The 21,859-nt window shown below is 68.6% G+C and carries 15 protein-coding genes and 1 tRNA gene; 12 read left to right on the top strand and 4 right to left on the bottom strand.

Going from position 1 to position 21,859, the window contains the following annotated elements; genetic code table 11:
• Together VH914_00790 and VH914_00785 are read left to right on the top strand one after the other, a co-directional pair.
• A partial coding sequence (locus VH914_00790; GenBank protein ID HEX4489714.1) for a hypothetical protein occupies positions 1–255 on the top strand: 255 nt, incomplete at its 5' end.
• Complete coding sequence (locus VH914_00785) at positions 252–1,769, top strand: hypothetical protein (protein ID HEX4489713.1); 1,518 nt, start codon at positions 252–254, stop codon at positions 1,767–1,769. The genes VH914_00790 and VH914_00785, both read left to right, overlap by 4 nt.
• Before the next feature lie 527 nt (positions 1,770–2,296).
• Here VH914_00785 and VH914_00780 read toward each other — a convergent pair.
• Both VH914_00780 and VH914_00775 read right to left on the bottom strand, forming a co-directional pair.
• The gene (locus VH914_00780) at positions 2,297–5,641 is read right to left on the bottom strand and encodes an IPT/TIG domain-containing protein (protein HEX4489712.1); all 3,345 of its coding nucleotides are present in this window, start codon (positions 5,639–5,641) and stop codon (positions 2,297–2,299) included.
• A 1,740-nt stretch (positions 5,642–7,381) separates the two neighbouring features.
• Positions 7,382–7,452, bottom strand: a tRNA-Gly gene (locus VH914_00775).
• Positions 7,453–7,496: 44 nt separating this feature from the next.
• Between VH914_00775 and dcd the strand changes: the two genes are divergently transcribed.
• Together dcd and VH914_00765 are read left to right on the top strand one after the other, a co-directional pair.
• The gene (gene dcd / locus VH914_00770) at positions 7,497–8,078 is read left to right on the top strand and encodes a dCTP deaminase (GenBank protein ID HEX4489711.1); all 582 of its coding nucleotides are present in this window, start codon (positions 7,497–7,499) and stop codon (positions 8,076–8,078) included.
• Between the two features lie 45 nt (positions 8,079–8,123).
• Positions 8,124–9,146 (top strand): RDD family protein, encoded by a 1,023-nt coding sequence (locus VH914_00765; GenBank protein ID HEX4489710.1) that lies wholly within the window; start codon positions 8,124–8,126, stop codon positions 9,144–9,146.
• Between the two features lie 6 nt (positions 9,147–9,152).
• Here VH914_00765 and VH914_00760 read toward each other — a convergent pair whose 3' ends face one another.
• Both VH914_00760 and VH914_00755 read right to left on the bottom strand, forming a co-directional pair.
• Positions 9,153–11,363, bottom strand: coding sequence for a heterodisulfide reductase-related iron-sulfur binding cluster (locus tag VH914_00760; protein ID HEX4489709.1), 2,211 nt, complete (start codon positions 11,361–11,363; stop codon positions 9,153–9,155).
• A 125-nt stretch (positions 11,364–11,488) separates the two neighbouring features.
• A complete protein-coding gene (locus VH914_00755) occupies positions 11,489–11,917 on the bottom strand; it encodes a cyclic nucleotide-binding domain-containing protein (protein HEX4489708.1) in 429 nt (142 codons plus the stop codon).
• Positions 11,918–12,075: 158 nt separating this feature from the next.
• On the opposite strand from VH914_00755, the gene dnaK reads away from it, so the two are divergent.
• The 8 genes from dnaK to VH914_00715 all read left to right on the top strand — a co-directional run bounded on the left by dnaK (position 12,076) and on the right by VH914_00715 (position 21,856).
• Entirely contained in the window at positions 12,076–13,917 is a 1,842-nt protein-coding gene (gene dnaK, locus VH914_00750; GenBank protein ID HEX4489707.1) for a molecular chaperone DnaK, read from the top strand.
• 1 nt (position 13,918) lies between these two features.
• Positions 13,919–14,485 carry a nucleotide exchange factor GrpE gene (locus tag VH914_00745; GenBank protein ID HEX4489706.1) on the top strand — a complete coding sequence of 189 codons (567 nt, stop codon included), beginning with the start codon at positions 13,919–13,921 and terminating at the stop codon, positions 14,483–14,485.
• A 2-nt stretch (positions 14,486–14,487) separates the two neighbouring features.
• Positions 14,488–15,669 carry a molecular chaperone DnaJ gene (dnaJ, locus tag VH914_00740; protein ID HEX4489705.1) on the top strand — a complete coding sequence of 394 codons (1,182 nt, stop codon included), beginning with the start codon at positions 14,488–14,490 and terminating at the stop codon, positions 15,667–15,669.
• Positions 15,659–16,090 carry a MerR family transcriptional regulator gene (locus VH914_00735; protein HEX4489704.1) on the top strand — a complete coding sequence of 144 codons (432 nt, stop codon included), beginning with the start codon at positions 15,659–15,661 and terminating at the stop codon, positions 16,088–16,090. Before dnaJ ends, VH914_00735 begins: the two co-directional genes overlap by 11 nt.
• Positions 16,091–16,139: 49 nt before the next feature.
• Positions 16,140–18,722, top strand: a complete 2,583-nt coding sequence (gene clpB / locus VH914_00730; protein ID HEX4489703.1) for an ATP-dependent chaperone ClpB — start codon at positions 16,140–16,142, stop codon at positions 18,720–18,722.
• 99 nt (positions 18,723–18,821) lie between these two features.
• Positions 18,822–19,229, top strand: a complete 408-nt coding sequence (locus VH914_00725; GenBank protein HEX4489702.1) for a YciI family protein — start codon at positions 18,822–18,824, stop codon at positions 19,227–19,229.
• Positions 19,226–20,383 carry a DUF6596 domain-containing protein gene (locus VH914_00720; protein HEX4489701.1) on the top strand — a complete coding sequence of 386 codons (1,158 nt, stop codon included), beginning with the start codon at positions 19,226–19,228 and terminating at the stop codon, positions 20,381–20,383. The genes VH914_00725 and VH914_00720 overlap by 4 nt, the downstream gene beginning before the upstream one ends.
• Before the next feature lie 180 nt (positions 20,384–20,563).
• Positions 20,564–21,856 carry an adenylosuccinate synthase gene (locus VH914_00715; protein HEX4489700.1) on the top strand — a complete coding sequence of 431 codons (1,293 nt, stop codon included), beginning with the start codon at positions 20,564–20,566 and terminating at the stop codon, positions 21,854–21,856.
• The last annotated feature ends 3 nt before the right edge of the window (positions 21,857–21,859 follow it).

The following is a 21,859-nucleotide window of genomic DNA, read 5'->3' as shown; positions in this document are numbered from 1 at the left end:
ACCGTCGAGACGGACCGACGAAACCAAGTCGCCCTGACGATCGCGCACATGTACTCCGACCGAGCGCTGCCGCGCCTCGACATCGGACGGCTCCGCGCAACATGGCTCACCCACCAACTCGAAGTATTCGGCTTCGACGTTCTTCTTGCAGCGTCTGGTCTCCGGCAGTCATCTCTGTTCTGCGATCTGGTCGCGCTCTTCCCGAAGCCGAGCGAGGAAGTCATCTGCCAGCAGCTCAGGGGTCGACTGCTGTGAAGCCCTCCGAGATCGCCTTCGCCGAGGAGTGGGCGCGCGTTCCCGCGGCCGAGTGTGAAGGCATGCTTCGCAAGGGCGTTCGACGACGAGGGCTTTCGGTGCACGCGCTGTTCGTCGGGATCTTCCTGACGAAGCTCGCTCGGCGTCCCCAACATCTGACCGAAGTGTTCGAGACGTTGCTGACTCTGCCCGCGTCGGCGAAAGCGCGGCTCCGCCTTCCGAACAATCTGAGCTACAGAGAGGTCGAACGGCTCTACGGTCTCGTTGTCGAGCCGCTTGATCCGACACCCGTCTACTCGTCGCGCGCCGACGCGACGCGACGAAAGCCGCTCACGGAACAGGAAATTGCGGACCGCTCGGAGCGACGCGACGCGATCATCCATCGCATCATCGACGGAACCATTCCGACCCAGTATCGAGACCACTCCTCACACGCCACAGATTGGTCGGACCGAGAGAGCTGGGGACACATGGTTCCGTCCGGACAGATCGGCGCCGACGCGGACGCGCACTGGGGACACCGCCACTCGACGCAGCCGGGTCAGCAAGGCGAGATGTTCTACGGCTACTACGAGCAAGTAGTCACCATGACCCGCGATGAAGACGGGCCTGCCGTTCCCGAGTTGGTGCGCGGCATGACGTTCTCACCGGCAGCCACGACCCAGGCGCCCCTGCTCACCGATCTCCTCGCGCGCCTCGTCGCTGGCGGTTTGAGGCCGGGCGACCTGCTGGCCGACTCCGGGTACACGAACATCGACGGTTGGACGCTGTCGTTGTGGGCCATGGGCTTCAGGCCCGTCATCGACCTTCATCCAAACCAGCAAGGCAGGCGCGGTGCCTTCGAAGGCGCGTTCATCGTTGATGACCTTCTCCTTTCGCCGGGAACACCGAAGAAGTTCCAGCTCATCAATCCGCCTGGTTTCGGAGCGAGCGCGAAAGCATGGGCTGCGTACGACGAGCTAGTCGCGCAACGCAGCAACTATGCCCTCGTCCCCTTCGGTCGACGCGACGCCGATGGGTACCAGCGCTACATGTGCCCGGCGTCCGCTGGCCACGTGTGCTGCGCGCTCAAGGAATCATCGGTCTCGGTGGAACTGACTCGACTGACAGTCCCGAGGCCGCCGAAACGTCCGCCGCGCATCTGCGCGCAGGCGACGATCACTGTTCCGCCGACCATCGCGGACAAGGCGCGGCAGAAGCATCCGTGGAAGTCCAAGGCTTGGCGGAAGTCGTACCGACGCCGAACGGCTGTCGAACGATCGTGGGGGTACACGAAGTCCAAGGCGACTGTGGATCTGACACGCGGGAATGTCCGGTTGATGGGCTGCACGAAGAACGCGCTGATGCACGCGATCGCGTGGGCCGTCGTCAACTATCGGCTCCTAACCGCGTGGGCCGCTCGTCAGGCGGCATCGTCGACTCCGTCCGTGCCACGCTCTCGGCGCAGGCGACGCGACCAGACCTACGCCGACGCGACCCGACAGGAGTCGCGTCCGAGCAGTCGAGCGCCGTAGCCGAGCCCTATCGAAGGGTTGGCCCAAGGAGCGCACTACCGGTGCGCTCCTTCGTCGCGCCCAAAAGTGCGCCTCGGGCACAGTCCAGGTCGAGCGCGACTCCGGCCAGCAAGCGCGAAACGACCAACGGACGTGGAAACCGTTTAGCCGACACGGCAACACGCGTTGACGCGCCCGGCGCGTGTTCGGGCCGCGCGGCCGCTCAAAACAGGCCCGAACGGTGAACGGTCGACCGGCTGAAACGTGAAGGTCATGCAGAGCGGGCGACGGGAATCGAACCCGCGTTCTCAGCTTGGGAAGCTGATCGCGACGGTTACCGGCGAACAGCGGCGAACAACATGTGCAGGTCAGCTACGGCGCGCGCACGCCGGCGAACAGCAGCGGACGACGGCGGCCGCGGGATGCTCGCGGGATGGACTTCAGCTGCGGAGTCCGCGGGCGAAGGCTTCGATCGCGCGGCGACGCGGTCGATTGGTCCACGAACACGCGGCGGACCCGAGCGTGGGACGACTCGCCCGTGCACGCCGCTACAGATACTGGAACTTGTCGGCGGTGACGGCTGCGCTGCTTCCGCCGGCCGTCGTGACGAAGATGTCATTGACGCCGGCCGTGTGCGCCGGCGTCACCGCCGTGATCTTTCGTGCCGAGACCACGGCGTAGCTCGTGACCGCGACGGTGCCGAAACGCACTTGGGTCGCGCCGGTGAAACCCGTGCCCGCGATCGTGACGTGAGTCCCCCCCGCTGCCGGGCCCGAAACCGGTGAGATCGACGTGATGATCGGAGGCGACGCCGTCCGACCGACGAGCACGTTGCCGGCAACATCGACGGCGACGCACAACGCCGCAGTGGGGCACGAGACGGAGTCGAACGAGTTCGCGCCGTCGATGTCGGCGACCGTCCACGCGAACGGGCCGCCGGTGGGGTCGGTCGAGGTGACCACGCGGCCGGCGTTGTCGACGGCGACGCACAGCGAGGCGCTCGGACACGAGATGCTGTGCGCCGCGCGCAGGTCGACGTGGGCGCTGCTCCATGCGGTGGTGCCCCCGGCGGGTCGCGTGGAGGTGGCGACGTCGCCGGTGAGGTCGGTGGCAACACAGAGCGACACCGCGAGGCACGAGATGCTGTTGAGCGCTCGCCCGGGGAGGATGCTGCTCGCGGTCCAGACCGGCGAGCTCGCGGCCGGGTTCGCCGAGACGATCGCGTTGCCCGCGCCGTCGACGATCACGCACAAGGTCACACGGGAACATGCGATGGCGCGCAGCGACGAGCCGATGAGCGCGCTGTTCGCGCTCCACGCGGCCGCGCCTCCGGACGGATCAGTGGCGGTGAGCACGTTGCCGCCGTCGTCGATCGCGACACAAAGCGTTGGCGTCGCGCACGAGAGGGCCGTGAGCCCGAAGCCGGCGTCGACGTTGGCGGTTGTCCACGCGGCGGAACCCCCGGTCGGGTTGGTGGCCGTGAGCACGTTGCCGCCGTCGTCGATCGCGACGCACAGCGTTGCGCTCGGACACGAGACGGCCGCGAGCGTGAACGGTGTGACGTCGATGGCCGAGGCGGTCCACGACGCGACGCCGCCGGTGGGTTTGGTGGACGTCACCACGTTGTCGGCGTTGTCGACCGCGACGCAGAGCGACGCGGTCGGACACGAGACCGCATTGAGCGCCGCGGCGTCGATCGGCAACGGGTTGGAGAACAGCAGCGGCGACGGTGCGGGCGCCGCGAACGTGAAACCGTCGCCGCTCACGAGTGCGGTCGTGCCCGCGACCGTCGTCACGGAGAGGTCGACGCGTCCGGCCGATTCCGCAGGTGAGGCCGCCGTGATCTGCGTGTCGGAGACGACGGTGTAGGAGGCTGCGGGAACCGCGCCGAACTGCACGCTGGTCGCACCGCTGAACCCGCTCCCCGTGATGGTGACGGTAGTGGCGCCGCCGGGCGGCCCGGAGGCGGGAGCGACCGCGCTCACCGTGGGCCGCGGCAGCGTGCCGGTGAAAAGGTTGCCGACGTCGTCGCCCACCACGCACAACGCAATGGTCGGGCAGGCGACGGCGGTCACCCCGTTCGTGCTGTCCAGCCTGCTCGCAGTCCACGTCGCCCCAACGCCGGTCGGGTTGGTGAAGGTGAGCACGTTGCCGCTGTCGTCGACGGCGACGCACAACGATGGGCCCGCACACGACACGGCGTTGAGCTCGTTGGAGCCGTCGACGGAACGCTCCGTCCATGCCGGGCCACTACTGACCGCGGCCGGGTCGGTGGAAGTCAGCACGTTGCCGCTGTCGTCGACGGCGACGCACAACGAAACGCTCGGGCACGAAAGCGCGGTGAGCACCGCTTCGCTGTTGTGGTCGCCGCCGGTTGCGGCCCAAGTCCCAGCCAGGGGGTTGGTGGCGGCAAGCAAACCGAGGCCGTCGATCGCGACGCACAACGTCGTGCTCGGGCACGTGACATCGGCGAGCAAACGCGTGCCACCGATTGCGCGTCGATGCCATGCGGCCGGCCCGCCCGTCGGGTTGTTCGAGTAGACCAACTCTCCGGCAGCGTCCGTACCCATGCACAACGTCATGGACGGGCACGAGATGCCGGTCAGCGCCAGGCCGTCGCCGACGACGGCCGTCGATCTCCAGGTGAGCACGCCGCCCGTCGGGTTCGTCGACACGAGCACGTCTCCGTAGCTGTCGATGGCGACACACATCGACGTGGTCGGACACGAGATGCCGGTGATGGAGAGGGCGTAGTCGGCGTCCCACGGCGTCCACGCGGCCCGGCCTCCGGCGGGGTTCGTCGAGGTAAGGAGGTTGCCCGACGAATCGGCCGCGACGCACAACGATGCACTCGGGCACGAGATCGCGGTGATCCCGTTGATGTCGTCGATCGGAGTCGTGGTCCACGCGGCCGGTCCCTTGGTCGGCTTGCTGGACGTGACGATGTTCGCGTGGAGGTCGAGCGCGACGCACATAGTCGTGAAAGGGCACGCGATGCTCGAGAAGCCATTCGCGGCGTCGACACTGGCGCTGCTCCACGCGGCCGCACCCCCGGTCGGGTGCGTGGCGGTGATCACGTTGCCGGCGAAGTCGACCGCGACGCACAACGAGGTGTTCGCGCACGAGACGTCGGCGAGCGGCGTTCCGTCGATCGTGTCGATGGTCCACGCAGCCTCGCCACCGGTCGGGTTGGTGCTCGCAAAGACTTGGCCGCTGTCGCCGACGGCGACGCACAACGAGACGGTCGGACACGAGACGCGGTCGAGATGATCAGCCTGGCCGGGCACCAGACTGGTGACGGTCCACGCGCCCGCCCCTCCGGCGGGGTTCGTCGACGTGATCACGTCACCCGTTGCGTCGACGACGACGCACAACGACGCACTGGCACACGCGATGCCCTTGAAGAACGCACCGACGCGCGTCACCGTCCAGGCGCCCGCACCGCCGGTGGGATTGGTCGACGTCACGACGTTACCGGCGCCGTCGACGGCCACGCACAATGCAACGCTCGGGCACGCGAGGGCGCGGAGGGAGTCAAAAGCAGGGTCGATCGTCGCGCGCGTCCAGGTCGTCGCTCCGCCCTTCGGGTTGGTCGAGACCAAAGCCTGCTGGTCGGTGATCGCGACGCACAACCCGACACTCGGGCACGAAACGCCGACAATCGGGTGCTGAAAATCGAGGTCGGACACGGTCCAGCCGTCCACTCCACCGAGTGGGTCGACCGACGTGACCAGCCGGCCTTGGTCGTCGCCGGCGACGCAGAGCTTCTTGGTGGCGCACGAGACACTGAGCAACTCACCGACGTTGTTGGGCGCCTGGTGGTCGATCCGCACGGGAGCCGAGAACTTCAGCTGCGATGACGCGGCGGCCGTCGGTACGGATGCCGCCAACACGGCAGCCGATGTACCGAACATCGCCACGACAATTGCCAAAATCCAGCTGCGTTGGATAGCCACAATGCTCTCCGCCCGTTGTCAAAGTCGACCCCAGTCAAACCGGGGCGTCGGTCGAAGGCAACCGAGCGCGCCATCCATGATCGCGAGAGCGATGACACAGACAGAGCGGGCGACCGGGATCGAACTGGCGTTCCCAGCTTCGGAAAATGTCGCGACGGTTGGCGGCGAACCTCGGCGAACAACATGTGCAGGCCACGTGCGGCGAGCGGCCGCCGGCGCACAAGGCCGGCCGGCGGCGACCGCGGGATACTCGCGGGATGGCCTCGGGTGCTCAGTGAGCCCTTCTCGCCGACGTTTCGCGTGACTCGCTGAACTTCCGTCATCGGTCCAGCCGCCCGAAGTTCTGATCAACGTGTCCACGAAGAGACCGTCAGGAACTTTGTCGAGGTGACGTGATCTGAGGGTGGCCCTCCCGTCACGGGATCAGGTCCTCTGGGCAAGGTTGCGTAGGACCACGGTCTAAATGGGGTTGCGATCTCTTTAGCGTCCTATGGGTGATCGAGCCCTAGATCCCGCGAGCATTCTCCTCGGCGGGCGGTATATCCCAAGCGCCGATCTCGACGGGCTCGCCGCCGCGCGGTGGGCCGAGTGGCGCGGTCCGGTGCCGATCTGCACCGCGCGACGCCGGGTCTTCGCTACCAGCTTCGATCTGTGCCCGAGAACGACACCCGCTCTTGTGTGTTCCACGCTCGGTCGTGAGTGTGCGCGCCATGAACGAGACCGCCGACTTCCGGATCGATCGAATCAGCCCGGTTTCGGGAGAGACACCCGCCTCCGAGGCGAGTCACCGACGCGCTCCTTCGTCGACGAGTCGTTGGCTCCAACCAGGAAAAGGTTGCAATGAACAGCGCACACGTTCCGAGCCGACGATCGTTGGTCCGATCAGTCTCGGGGCGGATCCTGGCCGGGTCGGTCGTCGCCTGCGGCGGGACCTCGACAAACCGGCCTGCCGCCGCGGCATCGAGCGCTCATTCGTCCACCGGCCGGCACCGCTCGGTCGCGCCGCTCACGTCGTCGGCAACCTCGGCACGCACCGACCTCGCCTGCGACCTCGTGACCAAGGCCGAGGTACTCCGTCGCCGTCGGGTACCCAATCGTGACGAGGTGGCCCGGGCGTATGGCGTCTCGGAGGCTTGGGCTCGAAGCTCGTCGCCGTTCCCGCGCGGAGGGCGAGACGGCGTTCGAAGCGCGGTCACGCCGACGAAAACGGTCACCGACCGCGACGGAGCCGCCGGTCGTCGCGCTGATCTGCGAACTCCGGCGGAGGCTCGCCCCGCAGGGGCTAGGACGCAGGGGCTTGGACGCAGGGCGGACACGATCGCGTGACACCTCGAGCACGACCGTGGCACGTATCGGCACCGTGCGACGGGTGCATCGGATCCTGGTGCGCGCCGGCCCGGTCACACCCGCACCGAAGAAAGGGACTGCTGTCGGTTCGGTTGACTCCTCGACCTGCCCCGACCGTCGTCAAACGCCCTTCGCTCACGCGGCTTCGCAAGAGCTTGCGTACCCATCGGTCTCGGCCGAACCGCGCGCCGAACGTGGGAGTCGACGCGATCCGCGGTTGCACGGGTCCTTTGCCTCGCCCGCGGGATGGACGCGAGATGGCCACCGACGGAGCACGCGCGGGTCCGCCGTCAGCGGACATCTATGGACGTCGGCGAACCACCACGAACGAGCGGGCGACCAGGATCGAACTGGCGTTCTCAGCTTGGGAAGCTGATGTTCTACCGCTGAACTACACCCGCGGAGCCAGCGACGCTACCAAAGGCCTCCCGTTAGCATCCGCGCCGTGATCCTCTCCGACGTCTCGATTCGCAAGGCCCTCGCCGAGGGTCGGATCCTCATCGAGCCGCTCGGCGAGGACGCGATCCAGCCGTCGTCGGTCGACCTCCACGTCGACCGCTACTTCCGCGTCTTCCGCAACGACACGACGCCGTTCATCGACCCGAAGGAGCCGCAGGAGAACCTGACCGAGCTCGTCGAGGTGTCCGAAGACGCGGCGTTCATCCTTCACCCCGGTGAGTTCGTGCTCGGCTCCACCCACGAGCGCGTCGCGCTCCCCGACGATCTCGTCTCCCGACTCGAGGGGAAGTCGAGTCTGGGGCGGCTCGGCCTGCTGATCCACAGCACCGCGGGCTTCGTCGACGCGGGCTGGGACGGACACCTCACGCTCGAGCTCTCGAATGTCGCGAACCTCCCGATCGCCATCTATCCCGGCATGAAGATCGGGCAGATCTCCTTCTTCGAGATGACGACGCCCGCGTCCGAGCCCTACGGCAGCGCCTCGATGGGCTCGAAGTACCAGGGTCAGCGGGGCCCGACGCCGAGTCGCTACTACCTCAACTTCGCACGCGACCGCGACGGCGCCTGACGCCCGGTGCCCGCCGCACCCACCGGCGACGGGCAGAATCTCCGCATGGCCTACGCAGCCCCCACGACCTACGACCCCACGAACGTCATGGGGCGTCGGATCGCCGCGGCGGTGATCGATGCCATCCCCGCGATCGTCATCGGCTTCTTCATCGTCGGTCACGCGCTGACGCGCGTCGACAACGTCTCGTCGAGCTTCTGCGACGTCTACCGGTCGACGCACGGCGGACGGTCGATCTGCATCCAGCCGAGCAGCAGCAGCACCGCGTACTACGGGAGCGACTTCCGCACCGCGACGTTGCTCTTCTCGCTCGTCTACTGGTTCGCGGTCGCGGGGCTGCTGCAGGGCGCAACCGGCGCGACCTTCGGCAAGCACATGGTCGGGCTGCGCGTCGTCGACCGCGACGGCAATCTCTGCGGCATGGGCAAGGCGATCCTGCGCACGGTCGTGGGTTATTTCGAGGTCGGCTTCTGCATCCTCATCGGCGGCATCACCGCGCTCGCGACGCGTCCGCATCGTCGCATCGGCGACTTCGCGGCCGGCACCTACGTGGTCGCGCGCGAGTCGGTCGGAACGCCGATCGGCACGCCCCCGAGCGCGGGCGCGTACCCGCCGCCGTGGAGCCCGCCCAACACCGGTTGGGGCCCGCCGCCCGCGGGCGGACAGACGTGGGGCACGCCGACCCCGGCGCCGGGCTGGGGGCAGCCGCCGCAGCAGACTCCGCCGCCCCAGCAGGAGGCGCCGCGCTCGTGGGGCGCGCCGCCGCCGACGGAGGCGCAACCACAGCCCGAGTCGCAGCCGCCCACCGGGTCGCAGCCGCAGTCCCAGTCGGCGACCGATGCGCCGGGCTGGGCCGCGCCGACGCCGACGCCCGCGACCGAGCCGCAGCCCCAAGCGCAGCCCGATCCGCACCCGCAGCCGCAGTCACAACCGGCCGCGGCCGCGGAGCCCTCGAAGCGCGAGCCGCAGTGGGACGCGCAGCGCAACGCGTGGGTCTACTGGGAAGCCGAGACCAACCGCTGGCTCCAACACGACCCGAAGGCGAACACCTGGGGCCCGTTGCGTTGACGGTAGCTACACGCCCTGCGTGAAGTTCGCGGTGACGGGCGCGGGGCTGCGGTCCTCGTTGTCGAGCGCCTCGAGGACGAGCTCGGCGATGTCGCTGACGCGCACTTCCTCGTCCTTGCCCTGGCCCTTCACGCCGTCTTCCATCATCACGTAGCAGAACGGGCACGCGACCGCGATGCGGGTCGCACCGGTCCCGACCGCTTCTTCCGAGCGCTCGGCGTTGACCTTCTTGCCGATGCTCTCCTCCATCCACATGCGCGCGCCGCCCGCGCCGCAGCACATGCCGCGCGTGCCGTTGCGCGGCATCTCGACGACCTCGATCCCCGCGAGCGATCCGATCACCCTGCGCGGCGCGAGGTACACGTCGTTGTGGCGTCCGAGGTAGCACGAGTCGTGGTACGTGACCCGCTCCTCGAGTGACGCGCCCGTGAGCACGAGGCGCCCCTCGGCGACGAGCTGCTCGAGCAGCTGCGAGTGGTGGATGACCTCGTAGTTGCCGTCGAGCTGCGGGTACTCGTTCTTCAACGTGTTGAAGCAGTGCGGGCACTGCGTGACGATCTTCTTCACGCCCATGCCGTTGAGCGTCTCGATGTTCTGCATCGCGAGCATCTGGAAGATGTACTCGTTGCCCGAGCGACGCGCGGAGTCGCCGGTGCAGAGCTCGCTCGGCCCGAGGATCGCGAAGTCGAGCTTGGCGCGCTGCATGAGCTTCGCCATCGCGCGGCTCGTCTTCTTGTTGCGGTCGTCGAACGAGCCCGCGCAGCCCACCCAGTACAGGTACTCGTGCTCGAACGGCTGACCGGGGTCGACGATCTCGACGCCCTCGATCGACGCCGCCCAGTCGGCGCGCTCGCCCTGGTTCATCGCGTAGACGTTCGACTGGTTCTCCATCGCGACGTACGTGCGACCGAGCTCGGTCGGGAAGTCGCTCTCCATCAGCGACTTGTAGCGCCGCATGTCGAGGATCTTGTCGAGGATCTCGATGTTGACGGGGCAGATCTCGTCGCACGCCTTGCACGACGTGCACGCCCACAACTCTTCCGACGTGATGCGCTCGAACAGCGAGTCGGCACCGACGGTGATCTCGCGATCAGTGCCGACCGGCGGCGACACCGCGGGTGAGCCCGTCGCGGTCATCACCTCGCCGACCTTCAGCACGATCTCGCGCGGGTCGAGCGGCTTGCCGGTCGCGTGCGCGGGACACACCGACGTGCAGCGCCCGCAGATGGTGCACGCGTCGGTGTCGAACAGCTGCTTCCACGTGAAGTCCTCGACGACCGAGGCGCCGAACGTCTCGAGCTCGGTCTCCATGAGGTTCGGCATCGGCTTCATCGCGCCCTTCGGACGCTCCTTGTCGCGCAGGTACATGTTCATGGGCGACGTGAACATGTGGCGCAGCTTCGTGGTCGGCAGGATCACGAGGAACGCGAGGAACGACACGACGTGCACGCCCCACATCCAGCGGTGCGCGTCCTGCAGCGACGTCACCGACCAGTTCCTGATGACGTACGAGAGCGGATAGCCGATGAACGAGAACTTCTCGAAGTCGGGGCGTCCGACGTAGGCGATCCGGCACGCTTCGGTGAAGAAGCCCGTGATCGCGAGCAGCGCGAACGTGCCGAGGATCATCGCGTCCTCGGGCTTCGTCTTGATGCGGATGCGGTACGGGCGCTGCACGTAGCGACGGCCGATCGCCCACACGATGCCGGCGAGGAACACGAGGCCCGCGAAGTCGGAGCCCGCCGAATACGCCTTGTAGGTGTCGCCGTGCAGGAACTGCCACGAACCGGGAAGCTGGTGGTTCAGCTCGAGGATCACGGTCGCGATGAACAGGCCGAGGAAACCGAAGTAGATCGCCGAGTGCATGATGCCCGCGGCCGGGTCGCGCAGGAGCGTCTGCATGTAGACGCCGGCGCGGAAATCGGCGAGGCGCTGCTTCACGTTCTTGCGCGTCGTGCGCCGGTTGTCGGGTCCGCCGCGCTCGTAGTTGCGCACCCGATCGGACGCGAGCCACGCGGCGATGAAGAGCATCGCCGAGAGCGTCAGGTAGAACGCGAGCTTGACCGGGCTGGGGATGTCGATGAACGTCGGGCGCTGGACGCTCGACGTGTCCTCCCAGTGCGTGATCGTCGGCACGAGTCCCGACGCGAGCGTGAAGACCGCGAGGAGGACGCCGACGACGAAGACGACTTGATGCGGCTTCGGCCTGATGCGCACGGGCGGAATCTACTGGTCGGGCCTGCTGCGCTCGCCCTCCGGGACGCGGGATGGGAGCGGGCGAGGTCGCGTGCTCGCGCCGCGCGCCGCTCGCCGGCTTAGGAAGTCGAGCCCGACCAGAAGGCTCAGACTTCTTGTTCCTTGGCGTCGGCGACGCGCAGCCGACCGGCCATCGCGGCGAGCAGCTTGCGCGCGAAGCCGGGCACGTCGTCGATCAGTCCGGCGAACTCCCGCTGGCCGATGACGACGAGCTCCATCGGCGTCTCCGCGACCGCGGTCGCGTTACGCGGGTGCTTGTCGAGGAGCGCCAGCTCACCGAAGGACGTGCCGGGCCCGAGCGTCGCGATCCGCCGGCCTCGTCGGGTCAGCTTGGCGGTGCCCGCCATGATCACGAAGAACTGCCGGCCGGTCTCCCCTTCGGAGACCAGCACCTTGCCCGCGGGCACGGACACGTCCTCGGCCCGCCGGGCCACGAGCGAGAGCTCCCGACGGGAGAGGGCCGAGAAGAGCGGGACCTGGGAGAGGTGGTCGATGAACTGATCACGGCGCGCCATCGGCGAAATCTACCGAGAGTTCCGATCGGCGTCACGGGATCGTCGCCGAACGGGAATTGATGGCACCACACTCAACTTCTATAGTCGGTCGCACTCAAGTTCGATGTAGAGATCCCGTACCCGTTCTCCCGGCCCGCCCGGGACAAGGAGGAACCCCCATGGCCAAGGCTGTCGGAATCGACCTGGGCACCACGAACTCGGTCGTTTCGGTCTTGGAGGCCGGTGAGCCGGTCGTCATCCCCAACTCCGAAGGCGGACGGACCACTCCCTCGGTCGTCGCCTTCTCGAAGACCGGCGAGGTCCTCGTCGGCGAGGTCGCCAAGCGCCAGGCGATCACGAACCCGGACCGCACGGTCCGTTCGGTGAAGCGCCACATGGGCACGAGCTGGACGATCGACGTCGACGGCAAGGCGTACACCGCGCAGGAGATCTCGGCGCGGGTCCTCGGCAAGCTCAAGCGCGACGCCGAGGCGTACCTCGGCGACACCGTGAACCAGGCCGTGATCACGGTCCCCGCGTACTTCGACGACGCGCAGCGCCAGGCCACCAAGGAGGCCGGCGAGATCGCGGGCCTCGAGGTGCTCCGCATCATCAACGAGCCGACGGCCGCGGCCCTCGCCTACGGGCTCGACAAGGAAGGCGCGGATCAGACGATCCTCGTGTTCGACCTCGGCGGCGGCACGTTCGACGTGTCGGTCCTCGAGATCGGTGACGGTGTCTTCGAGGTGAAGAGCACGGCCGGCAACACGCACCTCGGCGGCGACGACTGGGACCAGCGGGTCATCGAGTGGCTCGTCAGCGAGTTCAAGAACGCGCACGGCGTCGACCTGTCGGCCGACAAGATGGCGACCCAGCGGCTGAAGGAAGCGGCGGAGAAGGCGAAGATCGAGCTCTCCTCACTGCAGGAGACCACGATCAACCTGCCGTTCATCACCGCGACGAGCGACGGTCCGCTCCACCTCGAGTTGAAGCTGTCGCGCGCGCGCTTCCAGGAGATCACCGACGACCTGTTGAAGGCCGTGCAGGGCCCGGTCGAGCAGGCGATCCGCGACGCGGGGACCTCGAAGGACAAGATCGACCACATCATCCTCGTGGGCGGTTCGACGCGTATGCCCGCGGTCGTCGACCTCGTGCGCTCGGTCACGGGTCGCGACCCGCACAAGGGCGTGAACCCCGACGAGGCGGTTGCGGTCGGTGCGTCGATCCAGGCCGGCGTGCTCAAGGGCGACGTCAAGGACATCCTCCTGCTCGACGTCACGCCCCTGTCGCTCGGGATCGAGACCAAGGGTCAGATCATGACCAAGCTCATCGAGCGCAACACCACGATCCCGACCAAGCGTTCGGAGGTCTTCACGACCGCCGACGACAACCAGCCCAGCGTCGAGATCAAGGTGCTCCAGGGCGAGAGCGACATGGCGTACCGGAACAAGCCGCTCGGCACGTTCCAGCTCACCGGCATCCCGCCGGCACCGCGCGGCATGCCGCAGATCGAGGTCACCTTCGACATCGACGCCAACGGCATCGTGCACGTCGGCGCGAAGGATCTCGGCACGGGCAAGGAGCAGTCGATGACGATCACCGGCGGCACCGCGCTCGGCAAGGACGAGATCGACCGCATGATGAAGGACGCCGAGGCGCACGCGGAAGAGGACAAGCGGCTCCGTGAGGAGGCCGAGGTCCGCAACACCGCCGACTCGCTCGTCTTCCAGACCGAGAAGCTGCTCAAGGAGCAGGGCGACAAGGTCTCCGACGACGAGAAGGCGAAGATCGAGGACGCGCTCAAGGCGTTGAAGGACGCGCTCGCGGGTGCCGACGTCGAGGCCGTCAAGTCCGCGCACGAGGCGCTGATCACCGCGAGCCAGGAGTTCGCGCAGCGCATCTACGCGGCGGCGCAGTCGACGGCCGCGGACGCGCCGGGTGGCGCGACCGAGGGCGGCTCGGCGCCGAGCGACGACGAGGTCGCCGACGCGGAGATCGTCGACGACGAGAAGAGCGCCTGACATGAGCGACGACGCGACGCAGGGCCCGGTGGATCCGGGTCCTGCCGCCGACGTGATCGACGAGGAAGCGGTCGAGGCGGAGTTGCTCGAAGCCGATCTGCGTGACCTCGCCGCGGAGCGCGACGAGCTGCGCGGCGCGGCGCAGCGGATCCAGGCCGACTTCGAGAACTACCGCAAGCGCGTGATGCGCGATCAGGCTGCGCTGTCGCAGCGCGCGACCGAGCAGCTCGTCGAGGCGATGCTGCCGGCGCTCGACGCGTTCGAGATGGCGGTCGTGAGCCTCGGCGACGCCGACGAGAAGGTGCGCAAGGGCGTCGAGCTCGCGGTCGGCGAGTTGAACGGCGTGCTCGAACGCCAGGGCCTCGCGCGCATCGCGGAGCTCGACGTGGAGTTCGACCCGAACTTGCACGAAGCGGTGATGCAGGACGACGGCGACGGCGAGCCGCGCGTCGGCGACGTGCTGCGCACGGGCTACGCGCTGAACGGTCGGGTGTTGCGACCGGCGATGGTGAAGGTGACGCGTTCGGACGCGGCGCTCGGCGAGCGTCCGGGAGAGGCGAACGGGTAGCCGTGGCGCCGCAGCGCGAGTGGTTCGAGAAGGACTACTACTCGACTCTCGGCGTGCCGCAGGGCGCGAACGAGAAGGAGATCAAGCGCGCCTACAAGAACCTGGCGCGCAAGCTGCACCCCGACCAGAACCCCGGCGATACCGCGGCCGAGGAGCGCTTCAAGGACGTATCGGCCGCGTACGACGTGCTCGGCGACGCGGAGAAGCGCAAGGAGTACGACGGGGTCCGCGACATGGTCGCGAACGGCTACTCGCCGGGCGCGGCCGGCTTCGGCAGTGGTGGCAACGACTTCTTCGGCGGCGACCCGCGCTTCCAGAACGTCACCTTCGACGCCGGCGGCGAGGGTGGGTTCGGCGACATCCTCGGCGGCCTGTTCGGCGGTGGTGGTCGGCGCGGGCGCGGAGGCGGCGGGCGCGGGCGGCCGGGACCGCAGCGCGGCAGTGATCTCGAGACGCAGTTGCACCTCGGCTTCGAGGAATCGGTGCGCGGGATCACCACCTCGGTGTCGTTCACCGCGGAGGCGTCGTGCTCGACGTGCCACGGCTCGGGTGCCGCCCCCGGAACCACGCCCGACGTGTGCCCGCAGTGCAGTGGTTCCGGATCGATCGCGGTCGACCAGGGTCCGTTCTCGTTCTCGCAGGTGTGCCCGAACTGCGGCGGTCGCGGTCAGGTGATCCCGAACCCGTGCCCGACGTGTCACGGGCGAGGGGTCGAGGTGCGGCCGCGCACGGTCAAGGTACGCATCCCCGCGGGCGTCGCCGACGGTCAGCGCATCCGGGTGAAGGGTCGCGGCGCGGCCGGTGCGAACGGCGGTGACGCCGGCGACCTCTACGTGATCGTGTCGGTGGAGCCGCATCCGCGATTCGGCCGGCGCGGCGACGACCTGACGGTGCGCGTTCCCGTGACGTTCGCGGAGGCCGCGCTCGGCGCGCAGGTTCCCGTTCCGACGCTCGACGGTCCGGTGACGATCCGGGTGAAGCCCGGAACCCAGAGCGGCACACAACTGCGCGTCGCCGGCAAGGGCGTGAAGCAGGGCGCGCTCATCGTCACCCTCGACGTGCAGGTGCCGAAGGCGCTCACCGACGAGCAGCGCATCGCCGTCGAGCGGCTCACCGAGGTCTTCTCCGAGGATCCGCGTGGCGACCTCGCCGCGTCGGCAGGAAGGAACCACGATGGAACGTGACGCGCGCGCTCTCTACGTCATCTCCGTGGCGGCGGAGCTCGCCGGCGTCCACCCGCAGACGCTGCGCATCTACGAGCGCAAGGGGCTGATCGAGCCCCAGCGCACGCAGGGTCGGAGCCGCCGGTACTCGGAGCGCGATATTGCGCTGCTGCGCCACATCCAGGAGCTCACGCAGGCCGGCGTCGGACTCTCCGGGGTCGAGCGCATCCTCGAGCTGGAGCACACGCTGGCCACCGCGCGGGCGCGCATCCTGGAGCTCGAGGCGCAGCTGTCGCAGGCCGCGACCACGACGAAGGAGGCCGTCGACGCCGCGCACAAGGAGTACCGGCGCGACCTCGTGCCGGTCGTGCCGGGCACGGTCGTCCGGCTCCGGGTGCCGCCGAGGCGAGACACGACCCTGCGGGACCGGGAACAAAGTTGATAATGACGTTGTCAACTTTGCGGTAAGTCCGAGCACCGGAGAGGACCGCATGCCCATCAACCCCGAGCGATTCACCCGCAAGACGACCGAGGCCCTCGGCGCGGCCCAGGCCGCAGCCCGCGAGCAGGGCCACACCGAGGTCACGAGCGAGCACATTCTGCGGACGCTCGTCGCCGCGCCGGAAGGCATCGTGAGCGGGGTACTCGAGCGCATCGGCGTCGTGCCGGGTGTGGTCGTCGCTCGGCTCGACGAGACGCTGGCCGCGCGGCCGCGTGTCAGTGGCACGACCGTGCGCGAGGCGTCGGTCGCGGCGGAGGCCTTCCGCGTGCTCGAAGCCGCGGACGCGCAGCGCGCCGCGCTCGACGACGAGTACCTGTCGACCGAGCACGTGCTGCTCGCGATGACGGAGGTCGCGGGCGGCGTCGGCGACCTATTGCGCGGCTTCGGCGTCACGCACGACGCGGTACTCGACGCGCTCAAGAGCGTGCGCGGCAGTCACCGCGTCACGAGCGACAACCCCGAGGAGCAGTACGCGGCGCTCGAGAAGTACGGGCGCGACCTCACCGAGGACGCGCGCAACGGTCGCATCGACCCGGTGATCGGTCGCGACGAGGAGATCCGACGCGTCATCCAGGTGCTCTCGCGCCGTACGAAGAACAACCCGGTGCTCATCGGCGACCCCGGCGTCGGCAAGACCGCGATCGTCGAAGGGCTCGCGCGCCGCATCGTCGAGGGTGACGTTCCGGAAGGTCTGCGCAACAAGCGCCTGATCGCGCTCGACCTCGGCTCGATGGTCGCGGGCGCGAAGTACCGTGGCGAGTTCGAAGAGCGCTTCAAGGCGGTTCTGCAGGAGATCCAGCAGTCCGACGGCGAGGTCATCTCGTTCATCGACGAGCTGCACACGCTCGTCGGCGCCGGCGGTGCGGAGGGCGCGGTCGACGCGGGGAACATGATCAAGCCGCTGCTCGCGCGCGGTGCGCTCCGCCTCATCGGCGCGACGACGCTCGACGAGTACCGCAAGTACGTCGAGAAGGACGCCGCGCTCGAGCGCCGCTTCCAGCAGGTGTACGTCGGTGAGCCGACGACCGAGGACACGATCGCGATCCTGCGCGGCCTCAAGGAGCGTTACGAGGTCCACCACGGTGTGCGGATCCAGGACTCCGCGCTCGTCGCCGCCGCGATTCTCTCCACGCGTTACATCCAGGGCCGCCGGCTTCCCGACAAGGCGATCGACCTCATCGACGAGGCCGCGTCGCGGCTGCGGATCGAGATCGACTCGATGCCGTTCGAGATCGATGTCGTCGAACGGCGCATCCGTCAGCTCGAGATCGAGCGCGCCGCGCTCGCCAAGGAGACCGACGACGCGTCGAAGGCGCGGTTGGAGTTGCTCGACGCGGAGCTCGCGTCGCTCGGTGAAGAGCGCGACGGCATGGTCGCCCACTGGCAGAGCGAGAAGGACGCGATCACCGCGATCCGCGAGGGCAAGGAACGGCTCGAAGTCGCGCGCGGCGAAGCCGACCGGGCCGAGCGCGACGGCGACCTCGAGCGCGCCGCGCAGCTGCGTTACGGGCACCTGCCGGTGCTCGAGCGCGAGATCGAGACGATGTCGAACCGGCTCGTGGAGCTCCAGCACGACGGCGCGATGTTGAAGGAAGAGGTCGACGAGGAGGACGTCGCCGAGATCGTCGCCAAGTGGACCGGCATCCCCGTGAGCCGGCTCATGGAGGGCGAGGTCACGAAGCTCGTGCGCCTCGAAGAGGTGCTGCACGAACGGGTGATCGGTCAGGACGAGGCGGTGCACGCGGTCGCGAACGCGATCCGTCGATCGCGCGCCGGTCTCTCCGACCCGCACCGGCCGATCGGATCGTTCCTCTTCCTCGGCCCGACCGGTGTCGGCAAGACCGAGCTCGCGCGCACGCTCGCGGACTTCCTGTTCGACGACGAGCACGCCATGGTGCGCATCGACATGTCGGAGTACATGGAGAAGCACTCGGTGTCGCGGCTCGTCGGCGCGCCTCCGGGCTACGTCGGCTACGAGGAGGGCGGCCAGCTCACGGAGGCGGTGCGCCGGCGTCCGTACGCGGTCGTGCTGCTCGACGAGATCGAGAAGGCGCACCCCGACGTGTTCAACGTGCTGTTGCAGTTGATGGACGACGGCCGGCTCACCGACGGGCAGGGCCGCACGGTCGACTTCACGAACGCGGTCGTCGTCATGACGAGCAACCTCGGATCGGGCGGTGACGCGGACGCGGTGATGGCGGCGGTGCGCGCGCATTTCAAGCCCGAGTTCGTGAACCGCGTCGACGAGATCGTTGTGTTCGACCGGCTGTCGGAGGAGAACATCGCGCGGATCGTCGACATCCAGCTCGGCCAGCTGCGTTCGCGTCTGGCGGATCGCGGTGTCGGTCTCGACCTCACCGATGCGGCGCGCGCGTGGATCTCGCGTGCGGGCTACGACCCCGACTACGGCGCCCGACCGCTCAAGCGGGTGCTGCAGCGGGAGCTCGCCGATCCGATCGCGATGGGCCTGCTCGAGGGCACGTACCTCGACGGCTCCACGATCGTCGTCGACGCCACCCCCGACGGCGGCCTCGTGTTCGACGCGGCCGAGACCGCCGAGCTCGTGTCCTGACCCGAGAAATTTCTCGGCCCCGATGTCGAGGACCCGGATCGGGCTCCGTCCCAGGAGTGAATCCGGCCGGACGGGCCGGCGTCACCCGAGGAGAACCCCATGGCCAAGTACCTGTTGCTCAAGCACTACCGAGGCGCCCCGGCACCGGTGAACAACGTGCCGATGGACCGCTGGAGCCCCCCCGAGGTCGAGGCGCACATCCAGTTCATGCGCGACTTCGCGGCGAAGCTCGAGGGCAGCGGTGAGTTCGTCGACGCGCAGGCGCTGGCGCCCGACGGCGTGTGGGTCCGCTCCGACGGCGAGGGTCGCCCACCCGTCACCGACGGTCCGTTCGCGGAGACGAAGGATCTGATCGCGGGGTGGATGGTGATCGACGTCGACAGCTTCGAGCGCGCGCTCGAGCTCGCGGGCGAGCTGTCGGCCGCGCCCGGCGCGAACGGCGAGCCCATTCACGAGTGGCTCGAGGTCCGTCCGTTCATGAGCGAACCGCCGACCGTCACGGAGTGACCGTCGACGAGGTCGAGCTCCGTGAGCTCGTCCCGCAGGTGCTGAGCGTCCTCGTCCGTCGCGGTGTCGACTTCGCGACGGCCGAGGACGCCGTGCAAGAAGCGCTCATCCGCGCACTCCCCGCGTGGGAGCACGAGCCACCCACCGATCCGACGGCGTGGCTGGTGACCGTTGCGTGGCGGGCGTTCATCGACATGACCCGCTCGGAAGCGGCACGCCGCGACCGGGAGGTTCGGTTCGACATCGAGCCTCCGGCCGGCGCGGTGCCGAGCGCCGACGACACGTTGCGCCTGTACTTCCTGTGCGCGCACCCCGATCTCACGCCGTCGTCGGCGGTCGCGCTGACGCTCCGAGCCGTCGGCGGTCTCACCACGGCCCAGATCGCGCAGGCCTACCTCGTGCCCGAGCCGACGATGGCGCAGCGGATCAGTCGCGCGAAGCGCGTCGTCGGTCGGGCGGGTGTCGATCGTCCGGGCGACGCGCGCACGGTGATGCGGGTGCTCTACCTCGTCTTCAACGAGGGCTACTCCGGGGCGATCGATCTCGCGGCGGAGGCGATCCGGCTGACGCGGCAGCTCGCGAGGTTGGTCGACGAGCCCGAGGTCCAGGGGCTGCTCGCGCTGATGTTGCTGCACCATGCCCGGCGCCGCAGTCGCACCGCCGCGGACGGCCGCATCGTGCCGCTCGCCGATCAGGACCGCAGCCAGTGGGACACGGATCTGATCGCGGAGGGCGTCGACATCACGCACGCTGCGCTCGCACGCGATCGCCTCGGCGAATACCAGGCGCAAGCCGCGATCGCCGCGCTGCACGCCGACGCGGCGCGGGTCGAGGAGACCGACTGGGTCCAGATCGTCGAGTGGTACGACGAGCTCCTCCGGTTCGCCGATACGCCGATCGTCCGTCTGAACCGCGCGGTCGCGGTCGGCGAGGCCGACGGCGCGCCCGCCGGTCTGGCCGCGCTGGCCGCGATCGACTCGAACGTTCCGCGGCGCGAGGCCGTCGCCGCGTACCTGCACGAGAAGAACGGCGAGCTCGAGCTCGCGGCGCGCCTGTACGCGGATGCCGCGCGCCACGCGCCCAATCTCGCCGAACGGGACCATCAGACCCGTCAGGCGGCGCGCGTGAACCAGCGGCTCGCACGGGCCGACTGACGAGCCGAACCACCGGGTCCTGCGTCGGTTGCGGCGGCGAACCCGCACGTCGTAGGAGGCCCCGTCGCGGCTCTCCGGAACGGCCCGGGAGGACACGCGACCGATCCACTACGCTCTCCCCAACGTGACTGCTGACGCGCTGGACGCGCGCCGCTGCCCGCCGGCTCGAGAGGTTTGCCGATGCCCGGCGCGGTGATCGTCGGTACCCAGTGGGGCGACGAGGCGAAGGGGAAGTTCACCGACTACCTCGCCAAGGAGACCGCACTCGTCGTCCGTTATCAGGGCGGACACAACGCGGGGCACACGCTCGTCGTCGACGGCGAGGTGTTCAAGCTCCAGCTCACACCGAGCGGCGTGCTGTACCCGTGGGTCGTGCCGGTGATCGCGAACGGCGTCGTCGTCGACCCCGCCGTGCTCATCGACGAGCTCGACATGCTCGAGAGCCGCGGCATCGACACGCGCCGCCTGCGCGTGTCGGGCAACGCCCACCTGATCATGCCGTACCACCAGGAGCTCGACCGCGTGACCGAGCGTTTCCTCGGTAAGAACAAGCTCGGCACGACGAAGCGGGGCATCGGTCCCGCGTACGCCGACAAGGCGTTGCGCGTCGGTCTGCGTGTCCAGGACCTTCTCGACCCGAAGATCTTCAAGGAGAAGTTGGACCTCGCACTCCGCGAGAAGAACGGTGTGCTCGCGAAGGTCTACAACCGGCTGCCGATGGACGCGAACGAGATCGCGCGCCGCTACCTCGAGTTCGTGCCGCGCCTCGCGCCGATGATCGACGACACGGTGTACCTCGTGCACGAGGCGCTCGAAGCGGGCCAGTGGGTGCTGTTCGAGGGCGCGCAGGCGACGTTCCTCGATCTCGACCATGGCACCTATCCGTTCGTGACGTCGAGCAACCCGGTCGCCGGTGGTGTGTGCACGGGCGCGGGTGTGGGGCCGCGCGCGATCGAGCGCATCGTCGGCGTCGTGAAGGCGTACACGACCCGCGTCGGGAGCGGTCCGTTTCCGACCGAGCTGTTCCCACCCGACCCGATCGCCGAGCTGATGATCGAGCGCGGTCACGAGTACGGCACGAACACCGGCCGGAAGCGCCGGCCCGGTTGGATCGACGGTGTGATGCTGCGTCACGCGGTGCGGCTCAACACGTGCACGGAGCTCGCGATCACGAAGCTCGACGTCCTCTCACCGCTCGCGGAGCTGAAGGTCTGCGTCGCGTACGAGGGCGAGAACGGCGAGCGCTACGAGCACGTGCCGTACCACCAGTCGGTGCTGCACAAGGTGCGACCGGTGTACGAGACGTTGCCCGGCTGGCAGTGCGACATCGAAGAAGCCGAGCACCTCGAGGACCTGCCCGATGCCGCGCGCGACTACGTGCGCTTCATCGAAACGGTCGCGGGCGCGCACGTGAGCTTCGTCTCGGTGGGCCCGGCGCGCGATCAGACGGTCGTGCGGCCGAGAGCCGCCTGACCG

The organism is Acidimicrobiia bacterium (assembly GCA_036271555.1).
In the GTDB taxonomy this organism is placed as follows: Bacteria; Actinomycetota; Acidimicrobiia; order IMCC26256; family PALSA-610; genus DATBAK01.
Note: the sequence above shows the minus strand (reverse complement) of the source record. Positions and strands in the feature narration are given on the sequence as shown.